This window comes from Sphaerochaeta associata (genome assembly GCF_022869165.1).
Classification (GTDB): Bacteria; Spirochaetota; Spirochaetia; order Sphaerochaetales; family Sphaerochaetaceae; genus Sphaerochaeta; species Sphaerochaeta associata.
The window spans coordinates 1,996,205-2,010,915 of the sequence record NZ_CP094929.1 but is presented as its reverse complement, the minus strand read 5'-3'; the positions used below and the strand labels follow the sequence as shown (position 1 = coordinate 2,010,915).

The following is a 14,711-nucleotide window of genomic DNA, read 5'->3' as shown; positions in this document are numbered from 1 at the left end:
CTATTTAACCACAGTTTCCCGACGGATGATATAGCCTTTCTCGATTGCCTTGTCGGTTTTCAAATACTGCATCTTTCCATGGTCGGCTTGATCAATCGATTGGAAATTCTCATCCAGTAAACAGAATGCATCGTCTTCAATGCGATAGACATCGCTTGCAATGTATTCGATGGTCATTCCTGTCCGTATCTGGTTTTTCAGCTCGAGGGCAAATACTCCGGGCTCGACCTGCTCTCCGATGAATCCGCAAAAGAGGTAGTCCCTCAGGTATCCTTGTTCGGTACTCTTGTCGATTCCCTGCCCCATGGTTGGATCAACAGGGCCATGACCAAAGAAAAAGCCGGTGGAGTATTCGCGGTGGCTGATGTCGAACAGATCCTGACGGAACATTTTCCAACGCTCATCGCCGGTTTTCAGGGCGTCAAGGGCCTTGCGGTAGGCCCGTGTCACCACAGCAACGTAGTAGCTGCTCTTCATCCTGCCTTCGATTTTCAGTGAGTCGACTCCTGCATCAACCAGCTCCTTGAGATGGTCGATCATGCACAGGTCCTTGGAGGAAAGAATGGTGGTATATCCATCCTCTTCAATGACGGGGTAGTACACACCCTTGCGCTGCTCCTCTTCTAGTGCGAGCTCCCCGCTTCTCAACAGCTGATAATTCCATCTGCATGTATGGCTGCAATCACCATGGTTGGCGCTGCGGCCCGCCAGATGGCTGGAGAGCAGACAGCGCCCTGAATACGCCATGCACATCGCACCATGAACAAACACCTCGAGTTCAAGGTCGGGGTTGGCATCCTTTATGCGTTTGATATCATCAAGCGGGGTCTCCCTGCCCAGAATGACTCGGCGAAATCCCAGCTTGTGGTACATCGAAGCACTGCTGGAGTTCGTGCAGCTTGCTTGGGTTGAGAGATGCAGTTCAACCGATGAGCCCAGTGCATCACGCAAGATCGGCACCAGACCGATATCGCTGATGATGAAAGCATCGAACGGCCAGGTCTTGATCAGGGGAAGCTGCTCCTTGAGCAGGGCAAGATTTGCCTCGTCGAAGAGCATGTTCATCGTACAGTAAAGACGCTTGCCGGTTTCAGCCTTAAGGTTTCTTACCTGCGTCAGGTCGTCAGCAGTGAAGTTCTTCGCATTCGAGCGAAGGGAAAAGTCGGAAAGGCCGAGGTAAGCTGCATCCGCCCCATAAGCAAGGGCAAGACGCAGCTTCTCGAGATTTCCAGCCGGACTGAGCAACTCAACGCTCACGCAACGCCTCCCTGACAGCTTGTGCAACCGCTGCGCTGATGGCTGCGATTTCACCGGTGTTGGGTTGGGCAGCGAGTGCGCCGATGCTCTGCATGGGCTCGCGTTTCCCATCCTCGGGGAAGGCGAGTGCGAGCACCTCTTCCACTGAGCCCACCAAATGGAAGGTAATACCTTTCTTCAGGTTCTCGTCAAGCTTGTCAAGATCGCGCTTGTTGAATTGGGGGATGATGATCGTATCGATCTTGTTCCTTCTTGCTGCAAGCACTTTCTCTTTCAGCCCACCGATGGGCATGACCTTGCCTTTAAGGCTCAGTTCCCCTGTCATGGCAAGATTGGGAGCCATCACCTGGCCGGTGACCAGGCTGTAGAGCGCGACCGTCATCGTAACTCCGGCAGACGGTCCGTCCTTGGGTGTCGCGCCTTCGGGTACGTGCAGGTGGATGGCATTGTGCTCGAACCAGGATGGGTCGATCTTATGCTCGGTGGCATGGGCCTTCAGATAGGTGTAGGCAATGCTTACCGACTCCTGCATCACTTCCCCAAGCTGGCCGGTGAGTTTGATCTCTCCCTTGCCCGGAGTGTTCTGCGCTTCGATGATCAGGGTGTCCCCGCCCATGCTGGTCCATGCAAGGCCGATGGCCATACCGGGGCGGTCGGCCTTCAGGATCTCATCCTCGACGAACACGGGCTGACCGAGGAACTCGTGAAGCAGCGTATCGTCGATGACGATCGGCAGGACCTCGGGCTTGTTTTCGATCAGGCGCAGGGCTACCTTGCGGTTGATCTTGTGCAGCGACTTCTCGAAGTTTCTCACCCCTGCCTCCCTGGCATACTCATCGGCAATCTTTCTGAGGATGGCCGGTGTGTATTTGATCTCCTCCTTGGTCAGGCCGTGCTTCTCCATCGACTTGGGCACCAGGTACTTCTTGCCGATGGCAAGCTTCTCCTCACTGGTGTAGCCCGAAAGCTGGATGATTTCCATACGGTCAAGCAAGGGGCGGGGAATGGTGTCCAGCGTGTTGGCCGTACAGATGAACAGCACCTCGCTCACATCGAAGGGGATGTCCAGATAGGTATCGCGGAAGGTCGAGTTCTGCTCGGGATCGAGGACTTCGAGCAAGGCACTTGCAGGGTCTCCCTGATAGGAGACTCCCATCTTGTCGATCTCATCGATGAGGAAGACAGGATTCTTCGCCTTGGTGATTCTCAGGCCTTGGATGATCTTGCCCGGCATCGCCCCGATATAGGTCCTTCTGTGGCCCTTGATCTCGCTCTCGTCATTCATGCCGCCGACTGAGAAGCGGAAGTATTGTTTCTTCAATGAGCGGGCGATGGATATACCTACGCTGGTTTTTCCGACTCCCGGAGGACCCACCAGACAGATGATGGAACCCTTGGTATCCTGCTTCTTCTTGCGAACCGCCAAGAATTCCAGAATTCGGTCCTTGACGTCCTTCATGCCGTAGTGGTCCCGTTCGAGGATTTTCCGGGCGCTGTCGATGCTGAAGTTCTCCGGCTTCGGCTCCTTCCAGGGAAGGTCGCTGATGATCTCCAGGTAGGTGCGGCTGATGGAGTATTCGGGGCTGGACGGGTCCATTGCCTCGAGCCTGCTCATCTCGCGGTCGACAGTCTCCTGTGCTTCGGCTGAGAGGGGAAGTCCCTTGAATTTCGCCTTGAGACGGTTGATCAACTCAACCTTGGGGTTGGTCGATAAACCAAGCTCCTGCTGAATGGACTTCAGTTCCTCGCGCAAGAAGTAGTCACGCTGGTTCTTCTCAATCTTCTGGTTCACCCTGGCTTGGATCTTGGCCTGCACCTGGGCGATGTTCTGTTCGTTCTTGATGAATACCAGTACCTTCTCGATGCGCCTGCGTACCACCAAGGTTTCCAGGATCGCCTGCTGTTGCTTGCGTTCGACGTTCAGGATGCTTGCAATGAAATCGGCAAGCTTGCCCGGATGGTCGATATTGACCATGTTCAGCCGCATCTCCTCGCTGAAGATCTGGTTGTTCTTGGTAAGCATTTTCATCTCGGAAAGCAGAAGCCTGGTCCAAGCGCGCAGTTCCTCCGGTTCATCCTCGATGTCCTCAAGGTATTGCACCTCGGCTACGAGATACGGTCCGCTGGGATAATACTGCTTGGTCTCAAAACGCTTGAGCGTCGAGATGAATATGCTGATGCCCCCGTCGGGGAGCTTGATTTTCTTGACGATCTTGGCAACGGTTCCCACCGTGTAGAGATTCTCATGGGAGTACTCTTCGTTCTCGTTCTCTTCCTTGACGAGGAGCAAGCCCAAAAAGCCACCGTGTTTGATGGCCTGGTTGACGATTTCCACATCCTGGTTGTCGGTTATCATCAACGGGGTAAACAGTCCGGGAAACACAGGGTTTCCCGTTACCGGGAGAATAAACAAATTATTGGGAAGCAGTTGCTCGATCGGCATCAGTTCCTGTTCAGACATAGCGCCTCCATATGACAAATACATTCGGGCAGGAAAGCCACCCGCCCGAACTAAAGGTAATCAAACTTCTTCCCAAAGGAAAGTCTCTACTTCTCTTTGGAAAGCCATTTCACCCCAAGATAACAGAACGGGGTGTCCAGAAGGGCGAAGAGAACCTTGAACAGCCAATAGGGAATGATCAAGCTGAAGACAAATGCGGCGGTGAATTTCGGAGTTGTCTGATAAAATGCAATAAACATAAATATCACGGTGTCAATGAATTGGCTCGTTATGGTACTCAGGTTGTTTCTCAGCCAGAGCCGCTTTCCCTTGCTCAGTTTCTTGAACAGCAGAAAAATATTGACATCGACTGTTTGACTGATGGAAAAGCTGATCAGTGAAGCCAGGCTCATGCGCATGCTCATGCCGAATATCTGACGGTATTCGTCCTGCAGCTCCCAACTGGGGTGTGGCTGTATCTGCACAAACAGTGCCGTCGAGGCAAAAAGAACCACCAGCATGATGATGGAGTAGTTGACGAACAAGGTAGCATGGCTGTGTCCCTTCACCTCGCCGACTATGTCTGTAATCAGAAAGAGGACCGGCATGAAAAAAATTCCCACCGAGACTCTCACCCCGAACAAGCTTATGATTTTACTTCCAACAGTGTTGACCAGTACCATGCCCGTTATGTTAAGAGCGAAGAGTAAGAGCTCCTTTTTATCCATTGCTGATGTCTGACTATCCATGCTGTCCTCACTTGGCGCAAGTGTAGCAGAAAGGAGGAACAGGGTCAAATAGGGACATGAAAGGAAGCTTTTTTCTCAGTTTTTTAGTACACTGAGAGCCTGAGGAGTCGGACATGAGATTAGCGAACAAGCGTGTGATCATCACCGGAGGAAACCGGGGTATAGGCAGAGCCATAACCGAGCTGTTTGCCGCCGAGGGTGCAAAGATTGCGCTTCTGGTACGAAGCGATGTTTCACCTTTCATCCAAGAGCTTACTGACAAAGGCTGTACCGTGCTGGCAATCAAGACGGATATCACCGATTACGAACAAGTCAAGCAGGCTGTTGATTCGGTCGTTCAATTGTGGGGAGGACTGGACATCCTGGTCAACAATGCGGCGGTCATCTCACGCGAAGGGGTCTTGGAAATGACCTTGAAGGCGTGGCATCATGTGATGAATGTAAACGTCAATGCTGCCTTTTACTGCAGTAAAGCGGTAATTGGATATTTGAGTGAACAGAAAAGCGGTACAATTTTGAACATTTCTTCCGTCGCGGCAAAGTGCGGTGATATCACCGCAGCCCCGGCCTACGGGACATCCAAAGGAGCCCTGACCACCTTGACCCGCTCGCTCGCACGCCAGCTTGCACCGTACAACGTGCGCGTCAACGCCATAGCCCCCCATGCCATTGTCACGGAAATGAGTGCACAGTGGTCGGATGAGAAACGGAAACAGGTTGTCAGTGCCATTCCATTGGGTAGAATGGGTAGGGTTGAGGAAGTGGCCAATACAGCACTTTTTTTGGCAAGCGACGAGGCCCTGTTCATAACCGGGGAGACCATCAATATCAATGGCGGATACTTGATGGACTGAAAAAAAAAGCGGGCACACCAACCGGTATGCCCCTTGCAACGAAAATGTCTTCAGTCCCACCCTTTCCCTCTTGATGTACCCTCTTATGCTCAGCTTGCGAGGTTGGGGGTGGAACCAAAGACAACAGTTCAATGTTCTAGGCCAAAACTCCCGCCTGGATCAAGGCCTTTTTCAAAAGCTCCTTGCTCTCGACGCTCATCGGGCCGACCGGTGCAAAACAAGGACCGGCGTCGATTCCGAGCAGCTCCAGGCTCTCCTTGAGGATGGTGGGGTAGGAACCCAGGTTGAAGGCCATTCTCACCGGGGCGATTTTATACTGCGCCTCAAGTGATCCAGCCACATCCCCGGCAACATACTTGTCGTATATATCAGCCATGAGGCGCGGGGCGATGTTGGCGCATGCCGTGATGGCCCCATGCCCTCCGTAACACAGACAGGCGTGGATCAAGGTGTCGCGGCCGCTGAGCACATAAAAAGGTTTTCCGCCCTGATAGGTATTACGGATGTATTCGCTGGTCAGGGTGAAGTCTCCGCTGCTGTCCTTGACTCCCACGATATTCTTGATCTTGGAGAGCTTTACAGCAGTATCCACACCGATGTTCACATTGGTCTTGCCTACGTTGTTGTAGAGCAGCATCGGCAGTTTGGTGGAAGCGGCAATATCGGCGTAGTGCTGATAGAGTTCGGCCTGGGTGACACTGATGAACATGGGCGTCAGCACACTGATTGCATCGGCCCCCGCTTCCTCGGCCATCTGTGCATACCCGATCGCCTCGGCGGTTGTGATACCGTTCACCCCTGCATAGACGGGGACCCGTCCCTTCGCCTCGTCGATGCAGATTTGGAAGGCGTCGCGGCGCTGTTCGGGAGAAAATCCGTAAAATTCCCCCGAGGTACCGACGACGAACAGTCCGTGCACCCCTCCATCGATCATATAGTTGACCAGCTTGCGCAGACCTTTCTCATGTATCTTATAGTCGGCTGTCAACGGGGTCACCATTGCAGTGATAATTCCTTTTGCCTCGAAATTCATAGGTGTATGGTACTCCTTCACTATTGCAAGAACTCTTCGTTCTTCTTTATTTCATAGGTTTTAAACAGATCGGTTCTCTTGATGGCCTCAATGAGGTTCTGTTCTTCTTCGCTCATCTGCAGGTCATCGAGAATGGAGGCTGAATCATACAAATGCTCCGCTTTTCCCGTTCCATAGACGATGGTGGATACCTCATTGAAGGAGAAAACCCACTTCATGGCAGCATGGGCAAGCAGTGTTTTGTTTTCAATTCCTGCTTCCTTGGCCATTTCGAAGAGGGCTCCTTTCATGAAAGCCTCACGGGCGATCACTCCCATACCGTTCTTCGCCGCTTCCTTGAGAACACGCCGGGAACCTTGATGGTCGGCTGCGTTGAAGTTGATGTAAACCACATCGAAACTGCCGGTGGAGATCTGCTTGAGGTAGGTGCTCTCCCCGCTGAAGGTGTCGGCGCATGCCCAGCGGATGAGACCTTCCTTCTTCAGATGGTCGATGTTACAGGAGATTTTCGCCAGGTATTCAGGATCGTTCTCAAGTGCGCTTTTCATGAACGCAAGGTTGAAGAAGTCGATGCTCTCGCGTCTGAGCAGCTTGAGGATTCTTACCGCCTCGGCCTTCAGCGTCTGGTAGTCGGCCATCTTCTTGTTGTGCTCGTCGTAGGTGTAGACAAACCCTTCCGGACGGGTCTGGATGTAGACAGGGTAGGGAGGGGGCAGTTCAAGGAAATTGCGTCCCAATGCATCCTTTTCCGAGTCGTGGGTGACGTCGTAGAGATTGATGCCCAAGTCGTAAGAGGCCTTGAGGATGTTCTTTCTGTTCTCTCCCCCGAATCCGGGGAAGATGTAACCGGGGGTGATGGCCTTTTCGAAATCCTCGTTGAATCCTCTGGACTTATGGTTGGGCAGATACTCATGACCTCCCATGCTGATCATGGAAACGTCGATGCCGCATTTTCCAAGTGGTTTATATTTCATGGTTTACTCCTTAGCTGGCTACGCCATACACCAGGTTTGGCAAGAAGAGAATGACATCGGGGATAGCCAGCAGCAGGATACCCACGAGAATGACGACGACAAAGAACGGAATGCTCTCCTTGAGGTACTCGGACATCTTTACCCCTAGAATGCCGTTTACAATGTACATGGCTATTCCTACCGGGGGAGTGAGAATGCCCATGGTGACGATGATGCTGGTGACCACACCGAACAGGACAGGGTCGATGCCGACGGTTCGGACGATCGGCATGAGGATCGGGGTCAGCAACAGGATGACGATCGAGCCGTCCATGAACATGCCGAAGATGACATACAGAAGGAATATGATGGCCATGACCACGAATTGGCTGTTGGTGAAGCCGGTGATCAAGGTGGTCAGCTTCTGGGGAATCTGGTCCATGGGAATGCCGTAGGCGAAAATTGCACTCATGCTTATCATGAACATGATGCCTCCGATATCCCTGATGGCTTCCTTGAGGGTGATGATCAGGCTCTTGATTGTCATTTCCTTGTAGACGAAGAAACCGATAATGATGGCATACACACACGCGAAGGCTCCAACCTCCGAGGGGGTGAAGAGGCCCAGTCTCAGGCTTCCGATCAGCACAATCGGAAATATCAGAGCCCAGATTGTCTCTTTCAGCGAGCCGGCGATCTCCCTCAAGGATGCACGATGCTCTCGGGCCCTGGGGAACTTGCGGATGCGGGCGGTAATGGCGACGGTGAGCATGAAGGCTGCCATCATGATCAGGCCGCTCATAATGCCTGCCGAGAAGAGTCGTCCGATGGAGACCTCGCCTACGGTGCCGTACAGGATCATACCGACTCCCGGAGGAATGGTGGAGGTGATGAGGCTGGTGAAGCCGATGACAACGGCAGTATAGCCCTTGGGATAGTTCTGCTTGAGCATCTCAGGTCCCAGGATTCGGGCTTCCATGGCGGCGTCGGCATTGGAGGAGCCTGAGCAGCCGCCCATGAATGTGGACAGTACGACGCTGACTTGCGCCATGCCGCCTCTCATGTGTCCGGCTACCTGCATGGAAAGCTTGATCAGGCGGCTGGTGATACCCGAGCTGTTCATCAAGCTTCCTGCGAAGATGAACAGGGGCACTGCCAGCAGCGTCACACTCTGGGTTTGGCTGATCGGCAGTTGAACAATGGTAGCCAACGGAAGCTCCATATGCTGGAGGAAATAGAATACTCCGGAGATGCCCAGGGAAAATCCGACAGGGACTCCGATGAAGAGCAGGAACAGGAATATGAGTAAAACTACTATCACGGGTTACCTCACTTCTGCAGAGCCGGAGGCACTGTCTTTTTTCAAAAGATCGCGAATTTTCAAGCTGGTGGTGATAATCATGAAAACCGAGGGGATGGGCATGCTCAAGGTCGCCCAGGTGTAGCTGAGAAAGGGAATGCCTTGGAATGTCCGGAACCGGGATGAGTAGGCAAGGTAAAACCCATAGTAGACCATCAGCAGCAGGAAGATGAGGATGAGTATATAAATGAACAATTGCAGGATTTTCTTGGTTTTGGGTTTGAGGAACTGTTGGAAAATCTCGACGTTTACCATTTTGTCGTCCCTGAGGGCGGTGTCGGCTCCTACATAGACAGACCAGGTAAACATGAGCAAAGCAAGATCGAGCCCCCAGTTGATCGGAAAGCCGATCGTCCTGAGGATTGCTGCAAAGGTAAGGATGAAGACCGTAGAGATGAGCAGGACGGCTCCTACGGCAAGTTCGATATCGCAGAACTTCTTATAGGCTTTTGCTAAGCGGTTCATGATTGACCTCGTTGGGAAAAGATGACATTGGCCTGCAACCTTCGATTGCAGGCCAAGAAGACTATTGGAGCTTATTTGCCCAGTTCAGCGTAGACTGCGGCCTTTGCAGCATCCAAGCCCAGTGCCTTGTAGGCAGCTTCGCCGGAAGCCTTGAAAGCGGCAACATCAAGAGCGCTGTGCGGGATGTAGGTCATGCCCTGGTCGATCATGAACTGGCGGTCGGCTTCAGCATTCTTGAGCAGGATGTTGGAAGCAACCAAACCGGCCTTGTTGCACTCTTCGATCAGGATCTGCTGATATTCGGCGGGAAGCTTGTTGAACCAAGCGGCACTGACGACCATGACGTTCAGCTGGAAGATGTGCTGGGTCTCAACAATGTACTTGGCGACTTCGTAGACCTTCAGCTGCTTTGCAGCGGCATAGGGGAGTTCGCAGCCATCGACAACCTTGGTCTGGATGCCGTTGTACAGCTCGCCGTATGCAAGGGCGACAGCCTTGCTTCCAAGGGAGTTGACGGTTGCAAGCCAAGCCGGGGCATTTGCAGTTCTGATCAAGCTGTTGCGCAGCTCTGCGGGGCTCTTTCCAGGCTTGTTGGTGAACACGTTGCGGAATCCCTGGACCCATGCGTAGGAAACGACTTTAATCTGGTGCTGCTTCTCGAGCTGGTCGACCCAACCCTGCACAACCTTGGATTCGAGCAACTTCTCTACATCCTCGATCCCTGAAAGGAAGAACGGCATGTACAAGATGCCCCATTCCTTGACATAGTTGCCAAGACGGGCGGGGTCGGTCTGCCAGCCAACGTTTGAGCCGAGGCGGATCTGTTCAAGAACGTCTTCCTCGACACCGAGTTGGGCGCTGGGGTAGACTTCAATCTTGAGCTTGCCGTTGGTTCTCTCTGCAACAGCTTTGGACCACTGCAGATACTGCTTGTTGAACGTGTCCTCCGGGGTGAGAACATGACCAAATCTCAGCACATACTCTTGGTCGGCCTTGGCTTCGACCGTTCCTTGAGCGAACAGCGGCATCAGCAGCAGGGCTGCAAGTGCCATGATCAGGATACTTTTCTTCATAATAATCCTCCACGATGTATTGTTAGGGCCATATAATGACCCTTGAAGCAGAATCTCAGGCGTAAAAGGAGGTGAGTGATGTAAGATAGGTGCCAGCCAATGCCTTTACCGTATTGTTCAGGTGCTGGTCCATCAGTTGTTCGCACAAATCTGCATCACGTTTTTCCAGGGCATCCAATATTTTCAAGTGATCTTGACGCGAATTCTCCTCGATTGACGCACGGTTTTTGGTGAGGTTTCTGGTGAGTTTCATCAACGATGAAAGCTTGAAGGTGAACTCCTTGAGGTAGCGATTGCCTGCAAGCTCGATCAGGTAGTCATGCACTTCATTGCCGACGGCAATCGCCTTGCTTCCCCCGTCTTTCTCGATGTCAAGGTTTTCAAGTTTTTCCCTCAGCTCCTTGATTCTCGCATCCATATCAGGACTTTTGGAGAAACAGGCATACCGGGCACAGGCCCCTTCTATTGCTCTTCTTGCATTAAAAATTTCCACCACATCCTGGAACGAAAACTGACGAACCTGATACCCGCGGTTTTTTTGGACTGAAATCAAGCCGAGTATGACCAGCTTGTTCAGGATTTCCCGGATGGGAGTCCTTGAAAGACCGTATTCACTGCTGAGATCGCGTTCAACCAGCCAAGAGCCGGGGAGGAACTCCTCGGAGATGATGCGTTGCTGTAAATCGAGTAAAACTTCAGCTTTGGTCATGGTCCCTCCTCGTAGTATCCCAGTGGTATACCACAAGAATACCATGGATATGCACGCTGTCAAGAAGTTTTTTGCGAAAAGGAAAACGTGAAGTGCCAACACAAATCTGTTGCATTTTGTTGCAGTCGTGCTATGATTGATGCGTAGACTCCATGTCTTCAGAGAGTAAGGAAGGAACCTTTATGGATAGCAAACTTATTGTAATCGCCATCGGTGGGAACTCGTTGATCGAGGACCCCAAGCACGTCACCGTCGAAGCCCAGTACGAAGCTGCACGCAAGACCGCAGCCCATATCGCCAAACTGGTGCAAGCCGGCCACAGGGTGGTCATCGCCCATGGAAACGGTCCGCAGGTCGGCTTCATTCTCCTCAGGGCGGAATTCTCACGCTCCATTCTGCACTCCGTTCCCCTGGACAGTTGTGTTGCCGATACCCAGGGCGCAATCGGGTATCAGCTGCAGATGGCATTGAAGAATGAGTTTACAAAAATCGGCATGAACCCCGAGGTTGCGACGGTGGTGACCCAGGTGGAAGTCAGCGACAACGACCCATCCTTCGGCAAGCCGACCAAACCTATCGGCTCCTTCATGACCAAGGACGATGCCGACTACCACAGCCAGCATGATGGTTGGGTCTGCGTCGAGGATGCCGGCCGCGGCTATCGCAGGGTGGTTGCCAGCCCCAAGCCGAAGGCCATCGTCGAGATTGAGACAATCCGCACGCTTTTGGGCAACAAGGTCATCGTAATCGCAGGCGGCGGCGGTGGGATTCCCGTAGTGCGTGATGAGGCGGGCATGCTCAGCGGACGGGAGGCTGTCATCGATAAGGACCTGGCTGCCGCCTTGATGGCGAAACAGCTCAACGCCGATTTGTTCGTCATCTCCACTGCTGTTGAGAAAGTGTGCCTGAATTACGGCAAGCCCAATCAGAAGACCTTGGATACCATCACCACCGAAGAGGCCCAGCAGTATATTGCTGAAGGGCATTTCGCCCCCGGCAGCATGTTGCCCAAGGTTCAGGCCATCGTCGATTTCGTTCGCTCCACCGGCAATGTCGGATTGATCACAGACCCTGCCAATCTCTATGGAGCTCTTTACGAAGGAAAAGGAACGAAGATTGTCCGCTAAACAAAAGATGTTCCCCAACCTCCGCAGTGCAGTAATCAGCATTGCGGTGGTTGCTCTTCTGCTCACCTTCGCTGTGTTTGCTATCGATCGAAACAACGTCAACCGATTGGGAGGCTATCACAAGAGCGCTCTTGCCGAATTGCAGAAGGTCGAAGCACACCTGTCTCTTCGGCTTGGGTACGCAACAACGCTCTCCTCGCTGCTTGGGCAGGGAGAGAATGCATCGAAGCTGGCCTCTTTGGTTGCCCTTGCCGGACAAGCTCGGTCGGCTGGTGAGATAAGTGAAACCTATCTGGCAATGGATGCCGTACTCGCCTTGTTGCAGAAGGAACTCTTTGCCGATGCAGCCTATCGTACCTATGCACCGTACTTTGAGAAAATGTATGAAGAGGAGCTGCTGCTAACCGAGGTGTTGCTCTCCTATCATGCGAAAGCCGACTACTACAATCGTCAGAAGCACGCCTTTCCCGCTGTATTGACAGCCAACCGGATGGAAATGAAGGACCTACCGCTTTTTGCGTTTTCTGCGGCCTTGAAAGGACGACCCTGACAGGTAGAGAGGAAGCAGTACCGCGATGGTCCGGATGTTGTCCTGCTGAGCAAAGGCCGGCACCAGGAACTTAAGGACAAGCAGTACGAGCATGATGGCAGAGCAATAGGCGGCGAGCCTGGAGCCCTGCTTTTTTTGTATGAGCAAGGCATAAGCGCTTGCAAAGAGCAGCGGATTCAGAAAGAGGATGTTTTCATTGAAGTAGGTCATGTCCATGTCGGAGAAAAGCATCATGAAGAGCAGCAACGACCCCAGCACTCCCAAGGCAAGGAACAGCAAGCCCGATACGATTCTTCTCAGCACAGGAAGTCTGCTTCCAAGGAGGAGCAGAAGCAGGGTGGAAGCGATGCCGAACAGCGCGTACGCCCAATCGTAGTTGACCAAATCATCCGAAACCGTGAAGCGGATGCCGCTGTCTCGCCTGTCCTGCAGCACCTGCACCTCGTCGACGAGCCTGGTTCCGTCCGGGTAGGTGAAATCCACAACCGCCTGGTGAAGTTTCTCAGGCAGGAACAACTCTTCATAGCGGTCCAGGCGTGTATCGATGATTCTGCTTTGCAGGGTGTCAAGCACCCAAAAGAGGGCGGGGCTGTGGATCATGTTCCTCGCAGTCAACTGACGGTAGCTGCCTTGGCCGGGCTCGTTCTCGGCCCATGCTCTGAACGCACCTTCGGTTGCAAAGTCGATGATGTCCCTGATTCTTGTCGCACAATTGTCAGAATAAAAATGATAGAGATAGGTGCTGTACTCGGTTTTGATGTGTTTTTGCAGGAACGTGATGAGGGCGAACTTTGCTTCATCGGTGAGATTGAGCTCAACCAGTCGGACATCGCGCTCTTCATCGATTGCTTCCTGGATGCGCCAGGTCGCTTCGCTTGCCACGACATAGTAATACATCCTGCCCCGGGCGAAATTCAGATAGAAGTGTTCCTGTTCATAATCGAATATTCCCCAGTCATACATAATTTGGGTGCCCGACGGTTGCTTGACGATCAAGGCGGAGTGGCCGAACCAGGCATACAGAGGGTCTCCCGGTCCCACCGTCAGCAGCGATACCGATGTGCGGTCGACCCAATCCGCCTGATTGGCTGCCAGGGGTTTTGAAAAATCAACCTTGGAAAGTTCTTTGGTGCTGTCGAAGGGCTGCTCCACCTGTTGAGGCCGTATGCTGTACGCAGACAGCATAACCATGCAAAGCAACAACCATAGACTGAGGATTGTCCGTTTCATTGTCGACAGCATATCACAGAGCTGCACCACTTCCAACCAGTTGATTTTTTGCCCTCTTCCTTCTACTCTAGACGGTGGAGGGTCCATGGAGCGCAACGTATCGTCTTTGGCAATTGTTTTGCACAGTCAGCGGTACGGTCAGCTGAATCGGCGCCTGAAGTTGTTGAGTGTGGACTATGGCATCATCGATGTCATCAGCTATGGGGCGCGTAAATCTTTGAAGTCGGTGAAAGCCGAGGTGTTCACCGATGCTCAGTTTTTCCTCTATTATAATCCGGTGAAAAAGGACTATACGCTCAAGGATGCAGAGGTTGTTGCCACCCACGACGATATTCGCGACGATTTGGTTCGTACCTATTGCGCCCTGTTATTCTGTGAGCTGGTGCTCAAGACCAACGGAGGGGAGAGTGCAGGGGAGTATCAACTGCTCAGCACAGCCTTGGATCTGCTTTCTGAAGCTCCCTTGTACAGCGATCGGATCCTGATCCAGTTCATCCACCGGTTGACTGACTTGCTAGGCCTGCGCACCGATTTGTCCAGCTGTCCCATCTGTGAACGGGAGTACGGTCAGCAGGAGGTGCTCTCTTTCTCCTCCGCGCTCTCTTGTCCCTGTTGCAGCGAATGCGCTTCCCTTGAATCGAATATGTTGCTGCCACCGGGGGCTCGTCGGTACTTGGTGGCAACTTCCTCACTGGGGTATGAAGAGAGTGTTCTTGTCGAGCTCAGCCCGACCGCCACCAGTCGAATCAAGAATTATCTGCTCAGGTACGCCCAGATAATCACCGGTGGAACACTCAAGACCCTGTCTGCAGGCATCCTGCAAGGAGCGGCAGACCAATGATCGGCAAAATAAAAAGAAAGGTTGTATATACATGGTTTGGAAAAAATCACCCGTCTCCGCTCAGGAGATA

At 52.7% G+C, this 14,711-nt stretch carries 14 protein-coding genes; 4 read left to right on the top strand and 10 right to left on the bottom strand.

Annotated features, from left to right (window positions below):
- From MUG09_RS09300 to MUG09_RS09290, 3 genes are all read right to left on the bottom strand, one after another.
- Complete coding sequence (locus tag MUG09_RS09300) at window positions 1-1,257, bottom strand: peptidase U32 family protein (RefSeq protein ID WP_244771146.1); 1,257 nt, start codon at window positions 1,255-1,257, stop codon at window positions 1-3.
- The gene (gene lon, locus MUG09_RS09295) at window positions 1,247-3,718 is read right to left on the bottom strand and encodes an endopeptidase La (RefSeq protein WP_244771145.1); all 2,472 of its coding nucleotides are present in this window, start codon (window positions 3,716-3,718) and stop codon (window positions 1,247-1,249) included. The genes MUG09_RS09300 and lon overlap by 11 nt, the downstream gene beginning before the upstream one ends.
- 86 nt (window positions 3,719-3,804) lie before the next feature.
- Window positions 3,805-4,446 carry a queuosine precursor transporter gene (locus MUG09_RS09290; protein WP_244771144.1) on the bottom strand — a complete coding sequence of 214 codons (642 nt, stop codon included), beginning with the start codon at window positions 4,444-4,446 and terminating at the stop codon, window positions 3,805-3,807.
- A gap of 113 nt (window positions 4,447-4,559) precedes the next feature.
- On the opposite strand from MUG09_RS09290, the gene MUG09_RS09285 reads away from it, so the two are divergent.
- Window positions 4,560-5,300: an SDR family NAD(P)-dependent oxidoreductase gene (locus MUG09_RS09285; protein WP_244771143.1), complete on the top strand. Its 741-nt coding sequence runs from the start codon at window positions 4,560-4,562 to the stop codon at window positions 5,298-5,300.
- A gap of 136 nt (window positions 5,301-5,436) precedes the next feature.
- On the opposite strand, the gene MUG09_RS09280 is transcribed toward MUG09_RS09285, so the two are convergent.
- From MUG09_RS09280 to MUG09_RS09255, 6 genes are all read right to left on the bottom strand, one after another.
- The gene (locus tag MUG09_RS09280; RefSeq protein WP_244771142.1) at window positions 5,437-6,333 is read right to left on the bottom strand and encodes a dihydrodipicolinate synthase family protein; all 897 of its coding nucleotides are present in this window, start codon (window positions 6,331-6,333) and stop codon (window positions 5,437-5,439) included.
- A gap of 20 nt (window positions 6,334-6,353) precedes the next feature.
- On the bottom strand, window positions 6,354-7,307 hold the full coding sequence (locus MUG09_RS09275) for an aldo/keto reductase (RefSeq protein ID WP_244771141.1): 954 nt from the start codon (window positions 7,305-7,307) through the stop codon (window positions 6,354-6,356).
- 10 nt (window positions 7,308-7,317) lie between these two features.
- A complete protein-coding gene (locus MUG09_RS09270) occupies window positions 7,318-8,607 on the bottom strand; it encodes a TRAP transporter large permease (protein WP_244771140.1) in 1,290 nt (429 codons plus the stop codon).
- 3 nt (window positions 8,608-8,610) lie between these two features.
- Window positions 8,611-9,111 (bottom strand): TRAP transporter small permease, encoded by a 501-nt coding sequence (locus tag MUG09_RS09265; RefSeq protein WP_244771139.1) that lies wholly within the window; start codon window positions 9,109-9,111, stop codon window positions 8,611-8,613.
- A 71-nt stretch (window positions 9,112-9,182) separates the two neighbouring features.
- Complete coding sequence (locus MUG09_RS09260; protein ID WP_244771138.1) at window positions 9,183-10,184, bottom strand: C4-dicarboxylate TRAP transporter substrate-binding protein; 1,002 nt, start codon at window positions 10,182-10,184, stop codon at window positions 9,183-9,185.
- A gap of 55 nt (window positions 10,185-10,239) precedes the next feature.
- Window positions 10,240-10,893 carry a GntR family transcriptional regulator gene (locus MUG09_RS09255; protein WP_244771137.1) on the bottom strand — a complete coding sequence of 218 codons (654 nt, stop codon included), beginning with the start codon at window positions 10,891-10,893 and terminating at the stop codon, window positions 10,240-10,242.
- Between the two features lie 182 nt (window positions 10,894-11,075).
- Here MUG09_RS09255 and arcC point away from each other — a divergent pair, with 182 nt between their 5' ends.
- Window positions 11,076-12,020: a carbamate kinase gene (gene arcC / locus MUG09_RS09250; protein ID WP_244771136.1), complete on the top strand. Its 945-nt coding sequence runs from the start codon at window positions 11,076-11,078 to the stop codon at window positions 12,018-12,020.
- Entirely contained in the window at window positions 12,010-12,570 is a 561-nt protein-coding gene (locus MUG09_RS09245; protein ID WP_244771135.1) for a hypothetical protein, read from the top strand. Before arcC ends, MUG09_RS09245 begins: the two co-directional genes overlap by 11 nt.
- On the opposite strand, the gene MUG09_RS09240 is transcribed toward MUG09_RS09245, so the two are convergent.
- On the bottom strand, window positions 12,526-13,800 hold the full coding sequence (locus tag MUG09_RS09240) for an Lnb N-terminal periplasmic domain-containing protein (RefSeq protein WP_244771134.1): 1,275 nt from the start codon (window positions 13,798-13,800) through the stop codon (window positions 12,526-12,528). The genes MUG09_RS09245 and MUG09_RS09240 overlap by 45 nt on opposite strands.
- A gap of 85 nt (window positions 13,801-13,885) precedes the next feature.
- Between MUG09_RS09240 and recO the strand changes: the two genes are divergently transcribed.
- Entirely contained in the window at window positions 13,886-14,641 is a 756-nt protein-coding gene (gene recO / locus MUG09_RS09235; RefSeq protein ID WP_244771133.1) for a DNA repair protein RecO, read from the top strand.
- Window positions 14,642-14,711: the final 70 nt, after the last annotated feature.